16 protein-coding genes are annotated in these 25,402 nt (G+C 37.9%); 12 read left to right on the top strand and 4 right to left on the bottom strand.

Annotated features, from left to right (window positions below; all coding sequences use genetic code 11):
- Window positions 1-72 precede the first annotated feature (72 nt).
- From EO244_RS10285 to EO244_RS10270, 4 genes are read left to right on the top strand one after another with little or no spacing between them, the layout of a single operon-like run.
- Window positions 73-2,940, top strand: coding sequence for a PD-(D/E)XK nuclease family protein (locus tag EO244_RS10285; protein WP_129254590.1), 2,868 nt, complete (start codon window positions 73-75; stop codon window positions 2,938-2,940).
- Between the two features lie 30 nt (window positions 2,941-2,970).
- Window positions 2,971-4,908 (top strand): OmpA family protein, encoded by a 1,938-nt coding sequence (locus tag EO244_RS10280; protein ID WP_129254589.1) that lies wholly within the window; start codon window positions 2,971-2,973, stop codon window positions 4,906-4,908.
- Between the two features lie 27 nt (window positions 4,909-4,935).
- Window positions 4,936-6,066: a cysteine desulfurase family protein gene (locus EO244_RS10275; protein ID WP_129254588.1), complete on the top strand. Its 1,131-nt coding sequence runs from the start codon at window positions 4,936-4,938 to the stop codon at window positions 6,064-6,066.
- Window position 6,067: 1 nt separating this feature from the next.
- Window positions 6,068-6,679, top strand: a complete 612-nt coding sequence (locus tag EO244_RS10270; protein ID WP_129254587.1) for a class I SAM-dependent methyltransferase — start codon at window positions 6,068-6,070, stop codon at window positions 6,677-6,679.
- A 55-nt stretch (window positions 6,680-6,734) separates the two neighbouring features.
- Here EO244_RS10270 and EO244_RS10265 read toward each other — a convergent pair whose 3' ends face one another.
- Window positions 6,735-7,262, bottom strand: coding sequence for a hypothetical protein (locus EO244_RS10265; RefSeq protein WP_129254586.1), 528 nt, complete (start codon window positions 7,260-7,262; stop codon window positions 6,735-6,737).
- Window positions 7,263-7,755: 493 nt separating this feature from the next.
- Here EO244_RS10265 and EO244_RS10260 point away from each other — a divergent pair, with 493 nt between their 5' ends.
- On the top strand, window positions 7,756-10,860 hold the full coding sequence (locus EO244_RS10260) for a glycoside hydrolase family 3 N-terminal domain-containing protein (RefSeq protein WP_129254585.1): 3,105 nt from the start codon (window positions 7,756-7,758) through the stop codon (window positions 10,858-10,860).
- Here the strand turns inward: EO244_RS10260 and EO244_RS10255 are convergent.
- From EO244_RS10255 to EO244_RS10245, 3 genes are all read right to left on the bottom strand, one after another.
- Window positions 10,835-11,293, bottom strand: a complete 459-nt coding sequence (locus EO244_RS10255) for a CYTH domain-containing protein (protein WP_129254584.1) — start codon at window positions 11,291-11,293, stop codon at window positions 10,835-10,837. The two genes, EO244_RS10260 and EO244_RS10255, sit on opposite strands and share 26 nt — an antisense overlap.
- 206 nt (window positions 11,294-11,499) lie before the next feature.
- A complete protein-coding gene (locus tag EO244_RS10250; protein WP_206734534.1) occupies window positions 11,500-12,456 on the bottom strand; it encodes an NAD(P)-dependent oxidoreductase in 957 nt (318 codons plus the stop codon).
- Between the two features lie 1,114 nt (window positions 12,457-13,570).
- Window positions 13,571-14,209 (bottom strand): 7-carboxy-7-deazaguanine synthase QueE, encoded by a 639-nt coding sequence (locus EO244_RS10245; protein WP_129254583.1) that lies wholly within the window; start codon window positions 14,207-14,209, stop codon window positions 13,571-13,573.
- A gap of 314 nt (window positions 14,210-14,523) precedes the next feature.
- On the opposite strand from EO244_RS10245, the gene EO244_RS10240 reads away from it, so the two are divergent.
- The 7 genes from EO244_RS10240 to EO244_RS10210 all read left to right on the top strand — a co-directional run bounded on the left by EO244_RS10240 (window position 14,524) and on the right by EO244_RS10210 (window position 24,850).
- Window positions 14,524-15,492 (top strand): TolB family protein, encoded by a 969-nt coding sequence (locus EO244_RS10240; RefSeq protein ID WP_129254582.1) that lies wholly within the window; start codon window positions 14,524-14,526, stop codon window positions 15,490-15,492.
- Window positions 15,493-16,053: 561 nt separating this feature from the next.
- Entirely contained in the window at window positions 16,054-16,632 is a 579-nt protein-coding gene (locus EO244_RS10235; protein ID WP_129254581.1) for an RNA polymerase sigma-70 factor, read from the top strand.
- Between the two features lie 56 nt (window positions 16,633-16,688).
- Window positions 16,689-17,873: a FecR family protein gene (locus EO244_RS10230; RefSeq protein WP_129254580.1), complete on the top strand. Its 1,185-nt coding sequence runs from the start codon at window positions 16,689-16,691 to the stop codon at window positions 17,871-17,873.
- A gap of 112 nt (window positions 17,874-17,985) precedes the next feature.
- Window positions 17,986-21,501 carry a SusC/RagA family TonB-linked outer membrane protein gene (locus EO244_RS10225; RefSeq protein ID WP_129254579.1) on the top strand — a complete coding sequence of 1,172 codons (3,516 nt, stop codon included), beginning with the start codon at window positions 17,986-17,988 and terminating at the stop codon, window positions 21,499-21,501.
- Between the two features lie 15 nt (window positions 21,502-21,516).
- Entirely contained in the window at window positions 21,517-22,896 is a 1,380-nt protein-coding gene (locus tag EO244_RS10220) for a RagB/SusD family nutrient uptake outer membrane protein (RefSeq protein WP_129254578.1), read from the top strand.
- 89 nt (window positions 22,897-22,985) lie between these two features.
- Window positions 22,986-24,398, top strand: a complete 1,413-nt coding sequence (locus EO244_RS10215) for a TlpA family protein disulfide reductase (protein WP_129254577.1) — start codon at window positions 22,986-22,988, stop codon at window positions 24,396-24,398.
- Between the two features lie 32 nt (window positions 24,399-24,430).
- Complete coding sequence (locus tag EO244_RS10210) at window positions 24,431-24,850, top strand: thioredoxin family protein (RefSeq protein WP_129254576.1); 420 nt, start codon at window positions 24,431-24,433, stop codon at window positions 24,848-24,850.
- The last annotated feature ends 552 nt before the right edge of the window (window positions 24,851-25,402 follow it).

Here is a 25,402-nt window from a genome sequence, read left to right as displayed (position 1 = left end):
TAGAAAGAAAATAAAAAAAAAGTAGGAACGCGGTTGATCGCGTCAGAATTTTAACACACACATTCTCAATATATGTCCACATTTTTAAAACAAGTCACAAAAGAACTATTTGAGCAATATGGCGATCGGTTAGCCAATTGTTTATTGGTCTTTCCAAACAGACGTGCAGGTTTATTTTTCTCAAAATATTTAAACGAACTGGTGACTAAACCAAGCTTTTCGCCGGAGGTTTTGACGATTAATGAGCTGATAAAAAAATGGTCACCTTTGATGATTGAGGACAATTTGGCTCTATTGTGTCGTTTGTATAAAATTTATTGCTCGGTATGCAAAACCAATGAAACTTTCGATGAGTTTTATCATTGGGGCGAAATGATATTGGGTGATTTTGATGATTTGGATAAATATCGTGTGGACGCCAAACATCTGTTTCAGAATTTAGCAGATGAGAAAGAGATTGAAACGATATTCGATTATCTGGATGAAGAACAGATTGAAGCCATCCGTTCTTTTTGGAGCACCTTCAACCCTGAGAAATTATCGGAACACCAGCATCAGTTTGTTTCGGTTTGGGAGAGTTTATACACAATTTACTCAAAGTTGGGAGAGCAGTTGACAAATAATGGACTTGCCTATGAAGGAATGGCAAGCCGATTGGTTGCTGATCGTCTTGAGAAAAAGGAAATTGAGATTGATTATGAGAAAATTATTTTTGCAGGATTCAATGCCTTGAATAAATGTGAGAAGGATATTTTTTCTTGTCTTAGGGACAGGGGTCTTGCCGATTATTATTGGGACTACGATGAATCCTATGTGAACAATCCTTATCACGAAGCAGGTTTGTTTATGCGCGAAAACCTGAAACGTTTCCCGGCTCCCAAGAGTGCTATTTCCTTTAAAAACATTGATGCAGAACGAGCACCAATCGAGTTTATTTCCTTATCGTCGGAAGTTGGACAAGCTAAGTTTGCTCATAATTATTTAAAGACATATGCTGAGCAAAAGGATGTCCGTTTGGAAGAAACGGCAATTATATTGGCTGATGAAGAGTTGCTTTTGCCCGTTTTAAATTCGATTCCTAAGAATGTGGAGCATGTGAATGTCACCATGGGGTATCCGGCAAAAAACACGCCGGTTGCAAGCTTATTGGGTTTGATTATCGATTTGCAAAAAGGGGGACGAAAACAAAAATCGGGCTTTGTTTTTCATCACAAGCAGGTATTGTCACTACTGAATCACCAGTATTTGAATGCCATTAATTCGGAGTTGGCTGATCGTTTGTCACAACAAATTATAAAGAGCAATTGGGTGCATGTCGATCGCAAATTATTGGTTGGTGATCCCGTATTGGAAAAATTATTTGTGCCCTTAAGTTCGGTCGAAGAGGTTTCGAAGTATTTACTCGATTTATTGCAAGCCATTTATAAAAATCTGGATTTGAATAAAGAAGACGAGGGGCGATTGGATAAGATTGAGAAGGAATACATCTACCATCTGTTTTTAGCTATCAAACGTCTGACAGGTCTTTTGAACGAGCATAAAATTGAGATAAAATTGGATACTTTTTATCGCTTACTGGATAAAATGATTCAATCATTGAGCATCCCTTTTGAGGGAGAGCCGCTGGCAGGTTTGCAGGTAATGGGGATACTCGAAACACGTTTGCTCGATTTTAAGAAAATAATTATTCTGTCGATGAACGAGGGAAAATTACCCAAAACAGGAACCTCCAATTCTTTTGTGCCTTACCATTTGCGTCAGGGATTTGGTATGCCAACCATCGATCATCAGGATGCGATTTTTGCCTATTATTTTTATCGATTGATTCAGCGTCCTGAAGAAATTAAACTATTATATAGTACACAAAGCGATGGGATTCGAACAGGCGAAATGAGTCGATTCCTGTATCAGTTAAAATACGAATCGGCCTTTCAGGTTGAGGAAAAGCACCCGTCATACGATATTGTTCTGTCCAATGCCAAACCCATAAGCATTGCAAAAAATGAACGAATTCTTCAGCAACTGAATGCGTATTGCGGGGACAATAACCGACGTTTTTCGCCTTCGGCACTTAACTCCTATATGGGATGTAGCCTTCGTTTTTATTACCGCTATCTGGCCGGAATGAAAGAGCCTGATACCATTTTGGAAGAGATTGATCCGCCCATGTTTGGGAATCTTTTTCACCAGGCTATGGAGAAACTGTATGAGCCCTATATCAATCAAACTATTACGAAAGCTGATCTTGAAGCTTTGAGGAAAGATAAAAAGAAGCAGGCTTTAATCCTGGAAGAGGCCTTTAAAGAGCTGTATTTTAATTTAGATAAAGAGAAATCAGTGGAGATAGGTGGCCGAAACAGATTGATCTTTAATATTCTGATGAAATTTATCGACAGGTTATTGAATGTTGACATGGCGTTTGCTCCTTTTAAAATGCTGGCTGTTGAAGGGCCTTACAGCATACAAATCCCCTTAAAATCAGATGGGAGAAAGGTTAATATTGCGGGAATTATCGATAGAGTCGATCAGGTAGACAATACCATTCGTGTGATTGATTACAAAACGGGAGCAGCTGAGCTGGTTTTTAAAGATGTTGAATCGCTCTTCGATTCTGAGAATAAGAAACGAAATAAGGCGGCTTTTCAAACCTTTTTGTATTGCTTGTTTTACGATATGAAACATGGTGATGATCTGGCCATATCACCGAATGTATATGGCTTAAAGTCAATTTTCAATTCAAACTTTGCCTGCGTTCTTGAACAAAAAGAGGGCAGAAGCAAAGGGGTTCCGGTGGGCAGTTATTTGGCATACAAACAAGAATTTCTGGATGGATTTACAGATCTTTTAGAGGAGATCTTTAACCCTGAGATTCCATTTCGTCAGGTTGAAGATGTCGATGTTTGCCGAACTTGTCCGTATATTGAAGTTTGTCACAGGTAAATAGAAATTCCCATTATTAGCTAAGCCATTATGAAACGTATCCTATTTGTTTTTCTTTTCCTGACTTTCTCTCTTGTGTCTTTTGCCCAGAAAAAATACACAAGCAATGATAAAAAAGCGATTAAATTCTATCAAAAGGCTTTGGAATTAAGTCGATTGAGACAGACGGATGAGGCTTTGGTGTATTTGGAGAAAGCTGTGGAGCGGGATAATCATTTTATGGAGGCGCTTCTTTTTTCAGCAGATCTTTATAGCGATCAGGGGAAAAGTCAGAAGATGATTGCTGTTTATGAGCAAGCCACAGCCATAAATCCTTCTTTTTTCCCCAATGCCCTTTTTAATCTCGCCAATGCCTATTTAAAACAAGGGAAATATGAAAAGGCATTAAATGCTTACCGGGCTTTTTTGAATCTGGGTAAAATATCAGATCAAAACAGAAAAATCAGTTTGTATAAGGTGAAATGTTGTGAGTTTGCTCTGGAAGCAATGCAGCATCCAAGTGATTTTAATGCACAATGTTTGAGCGATTTGATCAATACAGAGGCGGATGAGTATTGGCCAAGTTTAACGGCTGATGAGCAAACACTGATCTTTACCCGTTTGCTCCCTACAGGCCAATTGGACAGAAAAAATAGAGAGGTGTTTCAGGAAGATTTCTGTTGTTCTGAAAAACAAGGTGAAACCTGGACGGAATCCAAAGCTTTATCAGAAGCCATTAATACCGAAAGGAATGAGGGCGCCCAGACCATTACAGCTGATGGGCGTTATATGTATTTTACAGCTTGTGGCCGAAAGGATGGCAGAGGCCGTTGCGATATTTATTATTCGAAAAAGGAGGGTGATACCTGGTCGGAGCCTATAAATTGCGGAGCCAATATCAATACGAAAGCCTGGGAGGCTCAGCCTAGTATTTCGGCTGATGGTCGTTGCCTTTACTTTGTGAGTAATCGTAAATCGGGTAAAGGCAAAATGGATATTTGGAAATCTGAACTATTGGAAATATTGGATGATGGCAGACAGCGCTGGACTCAGGCTGAGAATTTGAACATTAACACATCCGGAAACGAAATGTCCCCATTTATTCACGCGAGCAATACCTATTTGGTTTTCGCATCCGATGCTTTGGTGGGGATGGGCGCTTACGATCTGTTTCAAGTGAATCGATTGGCAAACGGGGAATGGTCCGAACCTAAAAACTTGTCCTATCCGATTAATACTTATAATGATGAGATTGGCCTGTTTATAACTGCCAAAGGGGACAAGGGCTACTTTTCGTCGAACCGAATAGCCGCAAAGGGACGCGATATTTATGAGTTTGATATGCCTCTTGATTTGCAGCCAACCAAGGTGAGTTATCTGAAGGGCAAGGTTTACGATGTGGAGAATAAGAAGCCCTTGTCAGCCAGATTAATTCTTCTCGATATTGAAAACAGAGATACGATCGCTTACCTGAATTCGGATCGGGTGAAAGGTGAATACCTGGTTTGTTTACCAGAAGGCAAGGACTATCTGTTCCATGCTGAAGCGGATGGTTATTTGTTCTATTCCGATCATTTTAAAATGAGAGAGGGAGAGTTTGATCAGGCTCAAAAGAAGGATATTCCTTTACAGGCGATTCAGATTGGAAAAGAAGTTATTTTAAAAAATATTTTCTTTGAAACGGATTCCTGGGAGATAAAACCTGAATCCGAAAGCGAATTAAACAGCCTTTACGATTTACTTGTTTTGAATAAGAATCTGAGTATCGAAATTGCCGGACACACAGACAATACAGGATCTGAATCCAATAATAAAATCCTTTCAGAGAATAGAGCCAAAGCGGTTTATTCCGCTCTAATCGAGAGAGGCATCCAGGCAGATCGCCTGTCATTTAAAGGCTATGCTTCGAGTAAACCGATTGGCGATAACAAAACAGAAGAAGGGAAGGCGATGAATCGTCGGACTGAATTTAAAGTGATAAAAAAATAAAATCAGAGTACACTTAAACGATAAGCTATGCGACCCATATATTTAGATTACAATGCCACAACCCCAATTGCAAAAGAGGTTGGAGATGCCATGGAACCCTATTTGTACGATCATTTTGGAAACCCTTCCAGCTCTCATGTTTATGGGCAGACGTGCAAGAGAGCGGTGGAAAAAGGACGTCAGCAAGTCGCGTCCTTACTCAATTGTCAGGCATCGAATTTGATTTTTACCAGTGGTGGGACCGAATCTAACAATTATGCGATTAAGGGCTTTGCTTTTGCTAATAAAAGCAAGGGGAATCATATTATCACAACGCGTATTGAGCATCCGGCAGTGAGCGAGGTGTGCAAGTATTTGGAAACAGAGGGTTTTGAGGTCACCTATTTGCCTGTGGATGCAACGGGGCGTGTTCAGCTTGCTGATGTTGAGGCGGCCATTCGTCCTGAAACCATTTTAATTTCGGTGATGTATGCCAATAATGAAGTGGGAACCTTACAGCCAATTTCTGGGATTAGTGCCATTGCAAAGAAACGGGGAATCGCTCTTCATTCCGACTGTGCTCAGGCTGTGGGGAAAGTTCCTGTAGATATTGAGGCTTTGGGAGTTGATTTGTTGACGGTGGCCGGGCATAAGCTTTACGGACCTAAAGGAATTGGCGCCTTGTATATTGGCGATGACATTCAATTGCAAAAACTCATGCATGGTGCCGATCATGAAAATAATCTAAGAGCAGGAACCGAAAATGTGCTTGAGATTGTAGGTTTGGGTGCGGCTGCTGAATTGTGTGAGGCAAACCTGGCAAGCAGTGTGGCGCACGATAAGGCTTTGGTAAATCGATTGAAAGAGGCTCTGTCTGTTCTCGATGAGGTGCAGTTTAATGGGAATCCGGATTTTTGTTTGCCCAATACTTTAAGTGCCTCCTTTAAGAATATTGAAGCCAATACGCTATTGGCAAATTTACCCCAAGTTGCGGCCTCTGCCGGAGCAGCTTGTCATACCGACTCGATTTCGGTATCTGCAACCCTTGCAGCAATGAATCTTGATGAGGCCTATGCGATGGGAACCATTCGTTTTTCGGTTGGAAAATACAGTACCGAAGATGAAATGGATCGTGCATCAGAAGCCATTATTCAGACAGTTAAAAATTTAAGGAAATAAGATGATGAAATCAGCCAGTGAAATGTGGGACGACCGATACGCGAATGAAAGCTTTGTTTATGGCACCGAACCCAATGCGTTTTTTAAGGACGAACTTTTAAAATTAAAAGCGGGTCAGATTTTGTTGCCTGCCGAGGGGGAAGGTCGAAATGCCGTATTTGCAGCAAAGCAATCGTGGCAGGTTGTCGCTTTTGATCAGAGCAAACAAGGCAGATTAAAAGCCTTAAAATTGGCCGCTGAAAATCAGGTGGCGATTGAGTATGTGACAGCAGGTTTTGAAGATTTCATCTCAGAGGAAGAGCGCTTCGATTGTATTGCTTTAATTTATGCGCATGTGCCCGAGAATAAGAGAAAAGATTATCATGTTTCGATTGCTAAGTATTTAAAGCCCGGTGGCGTTTTGATCCTTGAAGGCTTTTCAAAGCAGCAATTGGGAAAGGCATCAGGAGGCCCTGGTCAAGTGGAAATGCTCTTTTCGAAAGAGGACTTATTGGACGATTTCTCAGAATTGGAAACAATTAAGCTGGAGGAGCTGGATGTGGATCTTTCAGAAGGCGCCTTTCATCAGGGTGAAGCTTCTATCATTCGATATATTGGACAGAAAAAAGTTTAGATAATAAAAAAGGACTGCTCATATTGCAGTCCTTTTTCTATAAATGGTTTGTGATTTAATCTAAACAAGAGAGGATGAGTTTTTCGGCAAATTGGCTTGAGTTGTTCATCAGGTTTTGATTAAGCGTTCTCATCTTACCCGATTTTTTATAAAGCTTTTTCTTAGCGAACCAATCCGAACAATCTGTTTGTATGGCGGGTGTTCCCTGTTTGCCATATTCCGGAAGCGATTTGTAATGAATATCATTTAGCACGAGTTTCGTTCCCCTTTGATTTTGTGTGATATTGAGTGTGAACAAGAGTTCTGTTTGAAATGTTGAGGGTTTTTCGCTCAAATAAATCAATGTTTTTCCTTTGTAAATGAATTTCTCAGAACTGACCTGAACAACCTCACCTGAAACAAAGTGATCCACAGATTTAATCCAGTTTTGATACTGATCAAACTGAAATTCCTGCTGGTCTAATTGAAGTTCAATCTGTAATTCACCATTGGCATCCAGATTTGTTTTGATGGTGTTTTTGTTTTGAGCCACAATGGAGAGCTGGGCCAAAATTAGTATCGGAATAATCATGAATACTCTCATGCTACGAATATTTTAGTTAAAAGTCGATTTTTATTCAAGTCTCTTAAATGTAGTTTTTATTTACGATAATTCCAAGCTGATTTTTTTGATTGCTCTTCTATCTGTTGTAATACTTGCAATTGTGTGCTGGCTGTTCGATATCGAATACGATGTGTTTATGTTCACCGTGACAAACTTGACAAACTTGACACTTGGATATCATGCAGGTATCTAATACTTTTACAGGAGCAGATACAAAAGAAGATAAATCTTGCTTTTGTTGATCACATCAGTTTGATGTTTAATTTGCATATTAGTGCTTGTATCATTCGATCGAGTTTTAAATATGGTTTAGTTGTAAGTAATAAAAAGGGGGCGGAGGCCCCTTTTTTTATTTTTCCTTTCTCTGTTATTATTCCTTAATTTTCTATTTTATTCTAATTGGGATTCCTACTTTTGTTTGGTACGGTAACAATTCGTAACATTAACCTTAGATAAAAACCCTTTTGTTAATATGATTTTAAAGATTCCAAACTTAAGACATTTAGTTTTAGCTATTTTCTGTTTTTTGAGTTTGTCAAGTCGTGCTCAGTCAGTTTCTACGAGTACAGAGCCCTTGTCTTCAATTTTTGTGAATGATGTGCCCTGGGCCGATTCCATAATGGCAGGCATGAACCAGGATCAACGCATTGCTCAGTTGTTTATGGTGGCAGCTTATTCAAATAAGACATCGGCTGAGGAAAAGAAAATTCTGAACCTGATAGAAAAGTTTCAGATTGGTGGTTTGATCTTTTTTCAGGGAACCCCTCAGGAACAAGCTCGTTTGACTAATCTGTATCAAAGTAGATCCCACTTGCCACTTTGGATTGGGATGGATGCTGAGTATGGCTTGGGAGCCCGATTGAAGGAAACATTAAAATTTCCTCAGCAAATCACAATGGGTGCTGTTCAGGACAATAATTTACTTTTTCAGGTAGGTAAAGAAATGGCTGTTGAATGCCGAAGAATGGGGATTCATGTCAATTTTGCACCCGTTTTGGATGTCAACAGCAATCCTAAAAATCCGGTTATCAACTCACGCTCATACGGCGAGGGAAAAACAAATGTGGCTGACAAGGGCATTGCTTTTGCCTCAGGTCTTCAATCAGGAGGTGTTGTTGCGGTAGGGAAACATTTTCCCGGTCATGGCGATACCGATACAGATTCTCATCTCGATTTGCCTGTTGTCGATCGTTCGAGAGCGGCATTGGACAGTGTCGAGTTGCAACCTTTTAAACAATCGATAGAAGCCGGGATTGGTGGCATTATGGTGGCCCATCTGAATGTACCGGCACTGGATAAGGAGGCAAAAGCGGCGACTCTGTCTCAACCTATTGTAACAGGATTGCTGAAAAAGGAATTGGATTTTAAAGGTCTGGTTTTTACCGACGCTTTAAATATGCAGGGGGTTCGGAAGTTTTATAAGCCCGGAGAGGTGGATGCCAAGGCGGCCATTGCCGGTAATGATGTGCTTTTGTTTTCAGAAGATGTGCCAAAAGCCATAGAAGAGATAAAGGCTGCTATAGCCAGGGGTGAACTGACGCAGGAGGATATCAACCAGTCTTGTTTGAAAATTCTGAAAACCAAATATTGGTTGGGACTTAATAATTATAAAGCAGTGGATTCTGATCATCTGTGGTCGGGATTGAACACACAGCAAGGCATGATTTTACGACGCCTGTTGATTGAAAATGCCATGACGGTTGTGAGTAATAAAAATGACTTGCTGCCTCTGAAACGATTGGATACCCTACGAATTGCATCTGTGGCGATGGGGGCAAGAAAACGCAACCATTTTCAGGAGTACCTGGGGCGCTATACCAATATCGATTTCTATCAGATTGATAAGAATGCCTCTCAAAAACAGTACAACACGCTTTTGAAGAATCTTGAGTCGTACAATCTGGTTATTGTGAGTAAACACGACAGTAACTTAAGGGCATCGAAGAAATTTGGCGTGACCGATCAGACGGTCTCATTCGTGAATAGTTTGTCGAAACGCAAGAAGGTTATTTTTGATTTGTTTGCCAGTCCGTATGCACTTGACTTTTATAAGAAACTCGACAGATTGGAATCCATCATGGTGTCGTATGAGGATAATGTCGAGACACAAATGGCTTCAGCTCAAATCATTTTTGGAGGCATAGGAGCCAAGGGACGCTTACCTGTTTCAGTCAATAAAGATCTGGCAGAAGGAACCGGCATCGATACAAAAAAAAACAGGCTGGGCTATGCTTATGCGGAACAGACGGGATTTGATTCTTCCCAGCTTAAAAAGATAGACTCAATTGCTTTGGATGCTATTGAGCAAAAGGCAATGCCCGGCTGTCAGATTTTGGTCGCGCACAAGGGACGAATTATACTCGACAAGGCTTACGGTTACCACAGCTATAAAAAGAATGTGAATGTTAAAACGACAGACTTGTACGATTTGGCATCGGTGACCAAGGTGGCGGCTTCCTTACCCATTTTAATGCAACTGGTTGACGAGGGCAAGATTGATATCGATGGCCAATTGGGGGATTACTTGTCCGTAGCGAAAGGAACCAATAAGGATAGCCTGGTTTTGCGTAAGATTTTAGCGCATGAGGCTCGCCTTTTACCCTGGAAGCCTTTCCATCGCGAAGTTGTGGATACCGCACGTTTGCGCAGGGATCTGTTTAGCCGCGATTCGTCGAGAATCTATCGGGTGAAGGTTGGGAATCATCTTTTTGCAAACAAGAATTATCGCTTTTGTAAGTCCATTTTCAGTTCAAGTGCATCAAAAGAATATCCCATTCAGGTTGCTGATAACTTGTATATCAGAGAGGGGTATTGCGATACCATTTACAAGCAAATATTAGCCACAGAATACCGCGAGACCAATGGTTACAAATACAGCGATCTGGGTTTTATCTTGCTGAAGAAATTGTTTGAGGAGCAGTTGTCTTGTAGCATGGAAAGCTACGTGAAGAAAAACATTTATAGGAAACTTGGCGCAGGCACATTGGGCTATCATCCGCGTCAGCGATTTAGTTTATCGAGAATTGCGCCTACTCAAAACGATAGGTTTTTCAGAAAGCAGTTGATTAAAGGTTATGTGCAGGATCCTACAGCAGCCATGCTGGGGGGTGTAGCAGGGCATGCCGGTGTTTTTGGTAATGCCGAAGATCTGGCAAAACTCATGCAAATGTATTTGCAAAAAGGCAGCTATGGCGGGGTGACTTTTTTCCAGCCCGAAACCCTTGAGGCATTTAGTTCTCGTGCTTATCCTGATGGTGAAAACCGAAGAGGGATTGGTTTTGATAAGCCTTTTTTAGATCGCACAGATACCACAGGTCCTACAACATGCAAGGCTTCTCTCCATAGTTTTGGACATACAGGTTTTACCGGAACCATGGTTTGGGTTGATCCTGATTACGATTTGGTCTATGTTTTTTTATCGAACCGTGTGTTTCCTGATGAATGGAACACCAGGTTGATGAAGATGGACGTGAGAACCAAGATTCAGGAATGTCTTTATGATGCCATCATGCCACCCTTTGTTATCGATACAACTGAAACGATTGTGGATACTACCACAGGCTGTAAGGCTGATTGATCAGATTAACGTTTAAGTAGCGTTTATCCTCCGTAACTTCCTTGCCCAGCCATTCCGGCTTTTCAAATTCCTGATTGGCCGATTCCAGTTCAATTTCTGCCATTATCAGGCCTTTATTTTCTCCTTCGAACACATCAACTTCCCAACACATTCCGGCAAACTCAATAAGGAACCGGGTCTTTTCTATTTTTTTCTCACATTGAGCTAAAAGCTCTTCGGCATCTGTCATCGGAATTTCATATTCATACTCCAATCTTGATAGAGGATTTGTTCCCGTTTTGATGGTTAAAAAACCTTTGCCTTTTGTAATGCGAATCCGCAGGCTTTTGCCTTTCTCACTCCAAAGATAGCCCTGAACAATTCGGTTTCCTTCAGTGGGTAAATTCAACAGGTTTTCGTTGATTAGGTATTTGCGTTCTATTTCGGTTGCCATGTTTTAAAGTCTAAAAGGTTTAAAAAGTCTAAAAGTCTAAAAGTCTAAAAGTCTAAAAGTCCAAAAGTTCAAAAGGATAAAGCTTAAAGTCAGTTGTCGGTTTTCAGTTATCGTTCACAGAGCGGAGTTGAAGTGCGTTTAAATAGTCAGTAGGTGATAATTAGCACACATTATCTAATTAACTCATCACCATATCCTCTCATCCTCTAATTAACCTGATTTTTCGATTTTCCATATTCCCAATGATCAATCATATTTTGTGCGGCTTCCTCAGCCATTTCAATTCGGGTTTCGATGCAGGCTGTGCCGATATGCGGAACCAGAACCACTTGATCAAGTTCCAAAAGCTGAGGCGTGATCTCAGGTTCGTTTTCGAAAACATCCAAAGCTGCACCGGCAATCTGTTTATTTATTAAGGCCTGTGTCAGGGCTTGTTCATCAAGCACAGGGCCACGTGCCGTGTTAATCAGGTAAGCCGAAGCTTTCATTTTTGAGAGTTCATTCTCGCCAATCAGGTGATGGGTCGTTTCGTTCAAAGGACAATGCAAGGAAATGATATCCGCTGTTTTTAAGAGCTCATCAAACTCACAAAATTCGATGTTCAAAGCCTTTTCTTCCTGGCTTGAAAGTTGCGTGCGCTTGTTGTAACCCACTTTCATGCCAAAGGCCTGCGCTTTTTGTGCCACCGATTGGCCAATTTTACCCATGCCGATAATGCCCAGCGTTTTTCCACGGAGGGTTTGCCCTAGGTTGCGCATCACACCCCATTTAAAATCGTCATCGGTACGAAGCCTGTGGTTGCATTCAGCCACGCGTCGGCTCAACGAGAGCATTAGCGATAAACAAAGCTCTGCGGTGGGCTCGCATACAGCCTCAGGGGTGTTGCAAACTGCAATGCCCTTTGCCGTGGCAGCTGCCACATCAATATTATTATAACCCACCCCATAGTTGGAAATGATCTCGAGTTTTTGACCAGCCTCAATCACCTTTTTGCTCACGGCTTGATTAAAGATGGAAAGCAAGGCTTCGCAATTGGGAATCCGTGCTATCATCTCCTCTTCTGAGAAACAGTCCTTTTCAGGATAAATCAGATGATAGGATTGACTGAGAATCTCAAGTCCTTCTTTGGGAATGGCATATTGAATAAGGATGGTTTTCTTCACGTTTTGTTTTTTTTGTTTTTTCTAAGCTTAAGCCGCTGGGCTCTTACTTTTTTCTAGATAAAAAAGTAAGCAAAAAATCATCGGCTCCAGCGCTCGATGACCCATTACGACTCAAAGACTAAAAAGAATGAACTCACTCGTTCCTCGTTCAAACAGCATTCTTTTTTATACGTCTTCTTCGTCTATGGGTACCCCATCTGCGTCGCTGAGGCCGACCCTACAATAAGTGATAGCCTCTTAAAAAAAATCACGAATGTTAGGTTCTGACAGTTTCTTGTTTGAATCCGAAATTAGGGATTAAAAAAAGAATGACCATAATTTCGAGAGAGATTTTATCCGTCTGTTTAAGTCTTTCTTATATTTTAATTTTCACAGTTAAGCATAGATTGGCCTCAGAAGACGATGGGTAAGAATGCGAAGCTATTATTAGTAAAACCGGGAATTGAGCTTGCGAAATCGACGAAGTCAACCGAGGAGGAACGAGGAGATCACCCGGCTACACTTATAATAGCTGAAGTTATCGCCCAGAGTCTTATGCAGCCTTGATTTTTTTTGCTTCGTTTTTTGGATCAAGCCAAAAAATGAAGTCTGGTTTATTTTTTATATCTCTTACTTTTCCTTGATGAAAAGTAACAACCGAGCGAAGCGAGCTCATGAACATTTTATTGTGAATAAAAATCATCGGCTCCAGCGCTCGATGACCCATTACGACTCAAAGACTAAAAAGAATGAACTCACTCGTTCCTCGTTCAAACAGCATTCTTTTTTATACGTCTTCTTCGTCTATGGGTACCCCATCTGCGTCGCTGAGGCCAAAACAAAACAATAGTTTTTATAATTTTATTTTATTAAAAAGTTTTAGGCGGGCTTTGTCAGCCTGCCGTGGGGCGTGTCACAGTTTCTCCATCAAAGAGAAAACAAGGATCAGGCTGACTTGATTTTTTATTCGCAAACTACATTTCAAATGTGCTCATGAGCCCTTCGGGGTTGCTTACTTTTTTATCTAAGAAAAAAGTAAGAGCCCAGCGGCTTTAGCGAAAAAAAGACCATGAATTAGAGAGAAATTTATCTTTCTGATTCATGGTCATTTTATTTTCAAAAGGCTATTTCCTGCCTAAGGAATACGCATAAACTTGTGCGACTGCAAGGAGATATTCCACTTGGGATTGTTCTTCACATACTCCACAATGGCTTTAATATTGTGAACGTATTGGCTCCATTCCGATTGCAGATAAAGCAAACAATCGTCACCCACCAGTTTGGCATGCTCTTCAGCCAAAGCAAAATCTTTTTCCAAATCGAAAATGATAAACTTCAATTCGTTGGCTTTTTTGTATGAACTTGCAACGGGGGCTTTGTTCGCTTTGGGCGATAAACAAATCCAATCCCACTCACCGGTGATTTCGTATGCGCCTGAAGTTTCCAGGAAATTCTCGATATTGTGCTTCTTTAGCTCGGTACACAAAGGTTCCAAATTGTATAGCGATGGCTCACCACCGGTTACCACCACCGATTTGGCAGGTGATTCAACCGCTTTGCGAACAACCTCTTCAACCGAGATTAATCGATGTTCTTTAGGGTTCCACGAAATTTTAGAGTCACACCAACGGCAGCCTATATCGCAACCGCCAATACGAATAAAATAGGCTGGTTTACCCGTGTGGTAACCCTCGCCCTGTATGGTATAGAAGTCCTCAACCAAAGGTAAATCGGTGCCGGCTTCGAATATTTCTTTGTACTTATCTCTCATCATGATATTTGCTTACAAACTAAATTAAAAGTTTTAGTCTTTGCGGAGATGGATTTGTTTTGCAATAAGCATCTGCCATATCGCTCAAAATAACGCTTATAAAAATGGATCACAAAAATAAGTGCTTTATTAGGATTATAAAAGGAATAGAGAGTCTTTTTATTGAAAGTCTTAATTATTCAGTTCCGAAGAAAGGTCTGGTACTGCTTTATAATTGATTTTCTTAGCTATAAGCCTTAATTTTATAATTGCGTTTGTGAAAAACATATATGTGATAGAAAGCAGATTAGGAAAATCAATTAAAAGAAGGGAAGATTATGAAAATGACGCAAAATTTAATCCATGTTGTCCTAATTTTTGTAGGACTTTTACTCCTCAACTCCTGTAGTGAAAATTCGGATAAACTAATCGAAATCAGTCAAGAGCAGGACGAAAACAATCTAAAAGCCGGAAAAGTATGGTCTCCTTTGGGATCAAAAATTACATTCACCAGTTGGCGCGATGGAAATCCGGAGGTCTATGTTATGAATGCCAATGGGTCGAAACAAACCCGTCTTACAAATTATCCGGAATGGGATGGTCCTTCAGTTTGGTCACCTGATAGAAAAAAGATCTTGTTTCCAAGCTTTCGTAATGGCAATTGGGATCTCTACGTGATGAATGCTGATGGATCTGAAATAACCCGCTTGACAGATAGTCCGGAAGCAGACTGGAAGGCAGATTGGTCTCCGGACGGAGAAAAGATCGTATTTGTGAGAATTTTTAATTACTTACACCCCAGAGAGAACTATGAGATTTTTACAATGAATGCCGACGGTTCCGGGGAAATACGACTAACTGATAATCGGGCTTTTGATGCCCATCCACGTTGGTCACCAAAGGGTGATAAGATTGCCTATCATAGCAATCGTGATGGGAATGTAGATGTTTACATCATGAACACAGATGGGTCAAATAAAGTTAATCTGACAAATAATAAAGCTTTTGACGGATTTTCGTCATGGTCGCCCGATGGGAATCAAATAGCCTTTTCTTCCTATCGCGATAATAATTGGGAAGTTTACCTAATGGGTGCTGACGGATCTGATGTAACCCGCCTGACTTATAATCCAGCTATAGACGGACAATCATGCTGGTCGCCTGATGGAAACAAAATGGCTTTTGAAACTAACCGGGATGGTAATATGGAGATCTATGTTATGAATGCTGATGGTTCTAATCAGATTAATTTAACAAATAGTCCAGAAAACGATATTTATGCCAACTGGGGTAAAGCTGATGACTGATATTGACTGAATGGTATGGGTAATATAAGTTTCACACAAGGCCTGGCTAATTGCCGGGCCTTTTATTGTTCTAAGCTCGCATGAGCCGACTTTTTGAAAAGACGGGTCATTCTCGACACGGAAAGCTCGTCTTTTTGCTTTTTCGCCCCATTCGCGTTTCGAATAGCTCGACTTTTTGAAAAAATGACGAATCTGCGACACGGATGAGCCTACTTTTTGAAAAGACGGGTCATTCTCGACACGGAAAGCTCGTCTTTTTGCTTTTTTACCTCATTCGTGTCTCGAAAAGCTCGACTTTTTGAAAAAATGACGAATCTGCGACACGAATGAGCCAACTTGTAAAAACAATATTAAACTGGTTGGTCGAAAAAACAAATATTCAAAGAGCTTGTAAATTTAGATTGACTAAATGTTTAATGATTCATACTTTCGGAAGTCTGACGGTGTCTTTCCTTCCTATTGTGACTTAACCTTTGATTCGTATTAATAGAACAACAAGACTTAAAATCTTCCTTGTTTTGCAAAAAGATAATTTTATCTTGGGCGCTCAAACTCTAATTTATGAGCGTGGACAAGAACTTTAAACTGCAGATAATTCCCAAAAACAAAGAGTTTTTTGAAGAATTGTATCGTGATTATTACTCTTCTTTGGTACAGTTTGCCAGAGGTATTTTATTTGATGAAGACGAAGCACAAGATATCGTACAGGAAGTATTTCTGGACTTATGGAATAAGCATGGACGGACTTATATAGAAACGACTATTAAAACCTACCTGTTTTCTTGTGTAAAGTATAAGTCTTTTAATCGTTTAAAGAAACTCAATATCATAGACAAGCATCATGAACAAGTGAAAGAAGCTTGTTTGTTTGCCTACGAATATGATGCTATCCCCGATAGAGACCTCCAGAATAAAATTCGGGAAACACTAGATTCTTTTCCAAGTCAAATGCGAAAAGTATTGGAATATCATACCCTGTGCGATTGGAAATATCAAGAAATCGCTGATGAGTTAGAAATTAGTATTAATACGGTTAAAACTCATGTGAAAAGGGGCTATAAAAGATTTAGAGAAGTGTTGGGAAAGGAGTTTTACCCGGTGTTAATGGTTTCATACTTTGTTGATAAGTTATTTTATTAAAAAATAATGATTGTGCTGTCACCCTATTTTTAATTTTGCTTTACTAACTAATAACAATGAACAAAAATAACATCCATATTGATTGGCGGATTTTAAGAGAATCTGTTGTAGGACAATTAAGTGTTGAGCAAAAGAAGCAGCTTGATTCTTGGTTGTCGGCTTCTTCTGAAAATCAAAAATACTATGAGAAAGCCATTCGGTTTTATAAAGAACAAGAGAAAAGTGATGTGCAAAATGAGTTAGATTACCAATCTGCTTTCGATTCGTTCTTAAAGCAGACGAACTTAGAAAAGAAAAATAAATTGCGTTTTATTAAAGTTGCAGCTTCTATGGCCTTAATTATAGCTTCAGGCTGGATTGGGCTTACTGTATTGACAGGAGTTCCCGATTATCAAACCATAAGCGATGCTAAATTAATTAATGCGAAAGAAGGAAAAGTAGAATTGATATTGTCATCTGGAAAGAAAGTCTTTTTTGAAAAAGAAGGAGAAGTCAGTATTCTGGAAAAGGATGGTGAAATCAAAAAGAAACAAGGAGTGGTTGATTATTCGGCTTTTAGTAAAATGAAAGACGAATTGACACAATTAAATACTGTTAAGATACCTCGAGGAACTGATTTTAAGTTGGTGCTTTCTGATAGTACAGTGGTATGGCTAAATGCTGAATCTAGTATCACTTATCCTGTTAAATTTTCAGGAGATTCTAGAAAAGTAGCTATTAGTGGTGAAGTTTATTTTGATGTGACTCATGATAAATCAAAGCCTTTTGTGGTGGAAACTGAGGCAACAAAAGTGAAAGTCTTGGGGACAAAGTTTAATATCAAAGCTTATCAGGGAGACGAAGCTATTTATACAACTTTGTTGGAAGGTCAGGTTTTAGTTGAAAATAGTTTTGGAAGAAAGGTTATTATTAAACCTGATGAGCAGGCCATAACAGGAACAAGTGCTGATATAGAGGTAAGGGAAGTTGATGCTAGCCGGGAAATTGATTGGATGATGGGACTGTTTGAGTTTGAAGATGAAAAGCTTGGAGATATTTTGGATGAGTTGGCACGTTGGTACGATTTAAAAATATTTTTTGAGTCAGAGGATTTAAAGGGCTATGAATTTACGGGTACTTTAAGAAAATATGACGATTTGAATCAGCTTTTACAGTTGTTAGAAATGACAAGATCAGTTAAGTTTTATGTGAATGATGATGTGGTGCTTGTTAAAAAGGTCCATCAAATGAGTAATAAATAGTAAAATCCATTAATTAAATATTTGTTTAGAAAAAGGGGAAGTGCTGGCACACTTCCCTAGATATAGTACACCTTATTTTTTATTAATAAAATGTAAACCTAAAGACAAACTTATGAAAACAATTTCACAGAACCTAATGAGGCATTGGTTCAAAAAGAAAATATTTTATTGCCTTAAAAGTCTAATTTTAATTATGCTTGTTGCATCCAATGTATATGCGACAGGTAATTACATAGAACAAGGGAAACTTTCTTTCGAGCTTAATGGAGCCGAATTAAAAGAGGTGTTTAGTGAAATTCGTAAACAAACTGAGTTTACAGTTCTATATAAATCCTCAGATATAAATAGAGTTACTAACTTGAAAGGAGATTTTAAAAATGCAACAGTAATTGATGTGTTAGATAAGTGTCTCGAAGGAACTTCTCTTGGATATAATATTCAGGATAAAGTGATTGTTATTCACCCTGAGAGTAAAAAGAAAGCGATTCCGGTTGTTACTGATCAAGAACAGACCCCAAAGCTGATTTCGGGAATTGTTACAGATGAAGAAGGGGTAACACTACCTGGTGTATCTGTGGTTGTTAAAGGAACGACTTCCGGAGTATCTACAGATCTTGATGGTAATTATAGTTTGACTCTTCTTGATAAGGAAGGAACACTTGTATTTTCTTTTGTAGGTATGGAAACCAAAGAGGTAGTGGTTACCAACCAATCGATAATCAATGTTACTTTAAAAGTGGACCAAAGTCAATTGAGCGAAGTGATTGTAACAGGTTACCAAACGATCTCAAAAGAAAGATCTACAGGATCATATTCTATTCTTAAAAATGAAGAGTTAGAAACCCAAATTGTTTCGAATATATCGACAGTTATTGAAGGTAAAGTGGCAGGTTTAAGCTCTTATAAAGGAGACATGGTGATTCGAGGGAGAGGCTCTTTTAACGTAAATAGTAATCCATTGGTTGTTGTTGATGGTTTGCCTATTGAAAGTGGTTTGTCTTCGATTAATCCTAACGATATTGAGAGTGTTGTTGTATTGAAAGATGCTGGTGCTGCCTCTATTTATGGGGCTAGAGCTGCTAATGGTATTATTGTAGTAACTACAAAAAAAGCAAAAGTAGGAGAAACAAGTGTTGATTTTAATGCAGATTTCACGATAACTGAGAAACCTGCTATGGATTACTTTTCTTATGCTTCAACTAGTGATATTATTGATTACGAAATTAATTATTTAGAAAACAACCCAACCTATAAAAAAGATAACCTTAGTTATTTCAATAATTTGGATCGTGATCAGACTGCTTATTCTAAAGTTTACAACTACTATAGAATGGTTGCTGAAGGAAAACTATCTAAGGAGGAAGCTAGTCGGGAAATTAATAATCTACGAAAGAACGACTATCGAAAACAATATAGCGATGAGGTATATCGTAATGCACTAAAGCAACAATATAACTTAAGTTTTAGGAAAGCAGGTGAAAAGTCAAATTTGATTTTTTCAGCCAATGCCTTACTAAACCAACATACTACTCGTACACATAACGATGAGAAATATAATTTCTATTTGAAAAATGATATAAAATTGTATAATTGGTTTTCAGTAGGGTATGGGGCAAATCTTTCTGTAAGTCAAGGTAAGTCTCACGATGCTTTAAAAAGCATGACAGATATTCTTCCATATGAAAGAGTATTGGATGAAAATGGAAACAGAGTGAATTACTACAATTATAACCCTAAGCGCTTGTCTGAAATTCAACAAATAGATGGGTTGCATGATATTGGCTATAACATACTAGACGAGCTGGAAAAAGATTTCACAAAAGACAACACTCAAAACCTAAGAATGTTTGTGAATGCAGATTTTCATTTACTAAAAGGATTAAAGTACAATACAAAGTTTCAATACGAAAGAATACATTCAAGTAGTGAAAGATATTCTGAAAGAGAAAGTTTTGAAATGCGTAATTTGATTAACAAGTATGCAGTACAGGAAAATACCAAATTGAAATATTATGTCCCCGATGCCGGAGCATTAGATTCTAAATTTACGACGGCTAAAAACTACACATTAAGGAATCAGCTTAATTTCGATAAAAACTTTGGTGAAAATCATGCTCTTACTGTAATTGCAGGTACCGAAGTGAGAGAAAACTTCTATCGATCTCAGGGAACAAAAGTGTATGGTTACGATGCAACAATCTTATCGACCCAATATATGGATTGGCAGAAATTGGCAAGTGGCATTAGTGGTGAGCTGTATAATAGGTTTTCACAAACATTAACTCCTTCTGATTATGTGAGAGAAGTAAGACACAGGTTTTTCTCTTTATATGGAAATGCAGGTTACACTTTACTAAACAAGTATAGTTTTAATGCGAGTGTTAGAGTCGATCAAGCTGATCTTTTTGGTTCTGATCCGAAATATCGTTATCGTCCTCTATGGTCATTAGGGGCAGCATGGAATCTGTCAAATGAGGAGTTTTTGAAAGATGCAGATTGGCTTAATATGTTAAAGTTAAGAGCATCATATGGCGTGAATGGAAATGTTGATCAGTCATCCAGCCCATATTTGATTGCTGCTATGTCCAATAATTATAAAACAAGTAATTTGGCAGCAACTATTATGAGCCCTCCAAACCCATTGTTAAGATGGGAGAAAACGTCGACCTATAATTTTGGGCTAGACTTTTCAATGTTCAACAATAAATTAAGAGGAGTTGTAGACATATACCATAAATATAGCTCAGATTTGTTGGCTAATAAAAATTTAGATCCGGCAGTAGGGTTTGCTAAAGCAAAAGTGAACAATGGGGCCATGTCAAATAATGGATTTGAATTATCTCTTTCTTACGATTGGATTTCAACAAAATTGTTTAATTGGACATCATCGGCAGTAATCTCTTGGAACAAGAATAAAGTTGAGAAAGTGAATTTCGATGTGATCAATGCCGAAGATCTTTTAGATAATCCTAGAAATTATTACGAAAAAGGAAAAGCTTTTAATTCACTGTACGCCTATAAATACGCGGGATTAACAGAAAATGGAGACCCATCTATTTATGATCCGGAAGGAAATATTATTGCTAATGATCAAATGCGTGATCCGAAAGGGTTAGTACATGTTGGACAGTTTGATCCTGTTTATAATGGTTCTTTTAGTAATAGGGTTAGCTACAAGAATTTTGAATTAAGTGCTTTGATTGTATTTTACGGAGGTCATAAATTAAGAAAAGACGTGACACCTTTGTATGAAGGAATTGGATATGGCAATATACATAGTGATATTACTAGAAGATGGACTCCTGAAAACACAAGGACTGAGATTCCGAGAATGGCAACTTATTCTTATAACGGATATAGAGGAGAGCACTGGAGGTATGCTGATACACACGTGTTAAATGCCGATTTTGTAAAATTAAGGAATGTTGTGTTGGCTTATCGTTTACCACAAGCATTAGCAAAAAAGTTACATGCAAAAACATTTCAGGTGAAAGCTCAGGTTACTAATCCAATGTATTGGTGTTCTGCAGGAAATAATATTGATCCGGAAGCCTTTAACGCACAGTATGGGAGTAGAGAATTTCCTCAAATGTCATCTTGGTCAGTAGGAGTTAAACTTGGTTTTTAAAGTCAAAAAAAAAACATGAAAAATAAAATAATAATACTTATAACTTTTGTAGGGCTTTTATTCTCTGCATGTGATGATTATTTGGATGTTGAACCTAAAGGAAGAAAAATTCTTCAAAACGCTGAAGAGTATTCAGCTTTACTAGAGAGTGACCATCTTTTTACATTTCCTCTTGGTGACGTTGGTTATTTAGTAGATGAATCCTCGGTGATGGATGAAAGATGGATAACCGAAGATGAATTTCCTGTTTTGAAGGCAAATTTCACCTTTAATGAATCGGCTGATCGAGCTAAATTTATTGAGCAGGATATGTTATATAATAACTGTTATAAGCGAATTGCTCACTATAATGTCATTATTAATCAGATTGACGAAGCTGAAGGAGATGATAAACTAAAGAAAAAGGTGAAAGCTCAAGCTCAGATATTAAGAGCCTTTAACAATTTTTATTTAATTAACTTTTATGCTAAACATTATAATAAGGATAATGCTGCTGTTGATAGAGGTGTGATTCTATCGGTTAATTTTGATATGGAAGCTATACTTCCTCAGTCTAGTGTACAGAAGGTTTACGATGCTATAGAGCAGGACATAGCTGATGCATTGGAACATTTACCTGCTCAACCTAATAACACATTTCGCCCAGGAAAAGCTTTGGGGTATGCATTAAAAGCAAAAGTACATCTTTTTAAAAAGGAGTTTGGATTGGCATTAACTGCTGCTGAAGAGTCCTTAAAATACAATGATTATCTATTCGATTTAGTTGCCTATAATGAGCAATACCAAGTAAGTCCATACACTGTTCAGGTGGATTACGGTATGCAGGAACATAATTTGTTTAGATATGGATTTGATGCAATTAATGGTTTGTTTTTGAATATTGTTAGTCCTGAATTTGTTGAAAAGTTCGAAACTGGTGATATTCGTTTGGAAACATTTTTTGCCACTGCTCCATTTTTACCTGAAGGTACCATGTATTATGGTCTTATTCCCGGCAGCTTTCAACAAAATGCTGGAGGTATTCGATCTGCTGAGGTATTCTTAATGAAAGCAGAATGTTTGGCAAGAGGAGGAAAGTTTCAGGATGCAATTGATATTGTTAATAAATTAAGAGAGAAACGTTTTAAGCCTGAGAGTTATGTCGCTTTAAACGCGTCTAATATCAAAGAAGCCATGGATATTATTATTGCCGAAAGAGCAAGAGAGATGTATTTAACACCTAACAGATATTGGGATTTAAGAAGATTGAATACAGAGCCTGAATATGCTATAACTTTAAACAAAACTTTTAAAGGTAAAACTTATACTTTAAAGCCTAATTCACACTTGTATATTCAACCTTTCTCAATTGAAGCGATTACAAGAAATCCAAATCTAGAACAAAATTCAAAATAAATAACTAAAAAGAATGGCTGTTAAAGGCCATTCTTTTTGCTTTTGATTTTAATGTAACCTAAAGAGTTTACATCACTAATATTTTTTATATGAACAAAATAATAAGCTTATTCATATGCATTTTTTTTATTGGAATTGTAATGCTTTCCTGTGCTGGTGAATCTGTAAATTATACTCAGATTACCGGCGTTTATAAGGGAGACTTAAAAGATAAAGAAATCCTCTTGAGTAAAGTCTTGAATGGTAAAAAGGAAACAGTGGCTAGCACTAAACTAGGAGACGATGGACGTTTTGCTTTTACTTATGCTGTTGAAACGCCTGGAATTTTCCTTCTTAATGTTGTTTGGGAATCTGATCAAAGAAATGTAAATAAAGATCACGACCTTAAGCGATTTTACTTGGAAGATGGTGTTAAAATAGACTTAAGTTTAAGTGAAAGCAATTATAAGTTATTAAACTCAAATTGTAAGAAAAATAATATGCTTTCTGAATGGAATAACATCGTAGATACTTTGTTTACTCATTCACATGGTTTTACTTATACAAACAGTACATACAAAGTTTATTTTCCCTTATTGCTGAAAGTTATTAAGCAAGCTGAAGAATTTCAGGATCATGCAAACACCCGAGATGAAAAGTTTGATAAACTATTACATGCAATGGTAAATAATGATATCAATTGCTCAGCACTTAATCTACTATATACTCCAAGAGGGGAACATCCCCAAAAAGAGAATTATCCGGAATTTTACACTCAATTGCAAAAGAATGGTGCCCCCTCAGATGAGATATTACTAAACTTGCCCAATGGAGCTGAATACATGCACTTGTTTACTATGAATAAAATAGTATCTGAAAATGCAATGTCTTTACCTATTCCTGAAATGATTAGACTGTCTCTAGGGGCGATAAAAAATAACTTATTAAAAGGTCATTTCGCAATAAGTTATTTAAGTTCTTTTATTGCATATGATGATTCTTATATTGCTTTTAAGGAAATTATCACACCTTATTTGTTGACACCTTACCTTGAAGAAAAAGTGAAGGCTCATGAAATGAAAATCCGCAATTTTGAAAAGGGAGCTTTGGCTTTTGACTTTGCTGGTACAGATTTGAATGGAAAAGAGCATAACTTGTCAGATTTTAAAGGCTCTATTGTTTACGTAGATGTTTGGGCAACTTGGTGTGGTCCTTGTAGAAAGGAAATTCCAGCCTTGCAAAAGTTGGAAAAAGAGTATCATGACAAACCAATCACTTTTATGAGTATTTCTGTTGATAAGCCTCAAGATCGTGATAAGTGGCTGAAGTTTGTAGTAGATAAGAAACTTGGAGGTGTTCAAATAATGGCCGATAAAGCTTTTGATTCGGATGTTGTTCAAGCATACAGAATAAAGGGAATTCCTCGTTTTATGCTATTTGATAAAGAAGGGAAAATAGTCACAATTAATGCTGATCGACCTTCCAGTCCTAATATCCGTACAATATTGAATGCTCTACTTTAACATAGAATTATTTGAAAATAAATTAATATACAATGAGAAATATTCTAACTATTTGTATTCTGTTATTAAGTTTAACAGTCTGTTCTGCTCAAAAAAAGGGGAATGTTAATTTTTTAAATTTGAGTCTTGAGCAAGCTTTCGAACAAGCGAAAAAAGACGGCAAGCAGGTTTTTGTTAATTATTCAACCAAAGGTTGTACTCCCTGTAAAATAATGGAAAACACCGTTTATACAAATCCGAGTCTGGCGAAGAAAATGAATGATAATTTTGTATGCATAAAACTTGATCCTATTGAGGATAAAAGTATTGAAAATAGAGCCAGATATGAACATAAAGTGTCAGGTTTCCCAACTTTTATTTTTTTCAATTTAAAAGGAGAGATAGTTTCCAATGATGTCGGGTTTAAAAGTGTCGAAGAAATGACACAGTTAGTAGATAAAGCTCTTAAATAGGATACACTTAATCGATATTTAAGCTCAGATTTATATTATAGAAACATAAATAGTTTCGATTTAGCCATTGGTTAGATTGAAACTTTTTTTTTGTATTGTTTTTAGTCTATCGTAATGCTGCTTAAGTTCAACTTAAAAACAAGGTTTTCTGGTCTAAACATTCGAGGGTACTATATTATTAGGATTAAAAAAGGAATGGGGAAGTCTTTTTTTTATTATATCAGATATGCGATAAAGGGATCAATTTTGATTCATCCATATCGAATTTTATTTAGATCATGTTGTCCTATTTATTTTCATGTTACTCAATAAGCTCTCATATTGCGATTTGACTACTCATGTTTAATATGATGGGTGAAAATTTAACAAGAATCTATTTTTATTAGTAGGAGAGCTAAAACTTGTTTGAAATTTAAGACCTATTGAATGATAAAATTCTTTTCCCATAATAGTTGTAAGAACAATTTATCTCTTTTATTATAGTGAAAAAACACCTCAAATGTTGTGTTTAACTTTTGAGGTGCAATTTATTAATGAATATATTGTTTTTTA

This window comes from Ancylomarina salipaludis, from assembly GCF_004122035.1.
Classification (GTDB): domain Bacteria; phylum Bacteroidota; class Bacteroidia; order Bacteroidales; family Marinifilaceae; genus Ancylomarina; species Ancylomarina salipaludis.
Note: the sequence above shows the minus strand (reverse complement) of the source record. Positions and strands in the feature narration are given on the sequence as shown.

What these genes read in the sequence shown, in the direction of transcription:
- EO244_RS10285 (WP_129254590.1), top strand. Translation starts at nt 73, where the DNA reads ATGTCCACATTTTTAAAACAAGTCACAAAAGAACTATTTGAGCAATAT.
- EO244_RS10280 (WP_129254589.1), top strand. Translation starts at nt 2,971, where the DNA reads ATGAAACGTATCCTATTTGTTTTTCTTTTCCTGACTTTCTCTCTTGTG.
- EO244_RS10275 (WP_129254588.1), top strand. Translation starts at nt 4,936, where the DNA reads ATGCGACCCATATATTTAGATTACAATGCCACAACCCCAATTGCAAAA.
- EO244_RS10270 (WP_129254587.1), top strand. Translation starts at nt 6,068, where the DNA reads ATGATGAAATCAGCCAGTGAAATGTGGGACGACCGATACGCGAATGAA.
- EO244_RS10265 (WP_129254586.1), bottom strand. Translation starts at nt 7,262, where the DNA reads ATGAGAGTATTCATGATTATTCCGATACTAATTTTGGCCCAGCTCTCC.
- EO244_RS10260 (WP_129254585.1), top strand. Translation starts at nt 7,756, where the DNA reads ATGATTTTAAAGATTCCAAACTTAAGACATTTAGTTTTAGCTATTTTC.
- EO244_RS10255 (WP_129254584.1), bottom strand. Translation starts at nt 11,293, where the DNA reads ATGGCAACCGAAATAGAACGCAAATACCTAATCAACGAAAACCTGTTG.
- EO244_RS10245 (WP_129254583.1), bottom strand. Translation starts at nt 14,209, where the DNA reads ATGATGAGAGATAAGTACAAAGAAATATTCGAAGCCGGCACCGATTTA.
- EO244_RS10240 (WP_129254582.1), top strand. Translation starts at nt 14,524, where the DNA reads ATGAAAATGACGCAAAATTTAATCCATGTTGTCCTAATTTTTGTAGGA.
- EO244_RS10235 (WP_129254581.1), top strand. Translation starts at nt 16,054, where the DNA reads ATGAGCGTGGACAAGAACTTTAAACTGCAGATAATTCCCAAAAACAAA.
- EO244_RS10230 (WP_129254580.1), top strand. Translation starts at nt 16,689, where the DNA reads ATGAACAAAAATAACATCCATATTGATTGGCGGATTTTAAGAGAATCT.
- EO244_RS10225 (WP_129254579.1), top strand. Translation starts at nt 17,986, where the DNA reads ATGAAAACAATTTCACAGAACCTAATGAGGCATTGGTTCAAAAAGAAA.
- EO244_RS10220 (WP_129254578.1), top strand. Translation starts at nt 21,517, where the DNA reads ATGAAAAATAAAATAATAATACTTATAACTTTTGTAGGGCTTTTATTC.
- EO244_RS10215 (WP_129254577.1), top strand. Translation starts at nt 22,986, where the DNA reads ATGAACAAAATAATAAGCTTATTCATATGCATTTTTTTTATTGGAATT.
- EO244_RS10210 (WP_129254576.1), top strand. Translation starts at nt 24,431, where the DNA reads ATGAGAAATATTCTAACTATTTGTATTCTGTTATTAAGTTTAACAGTC.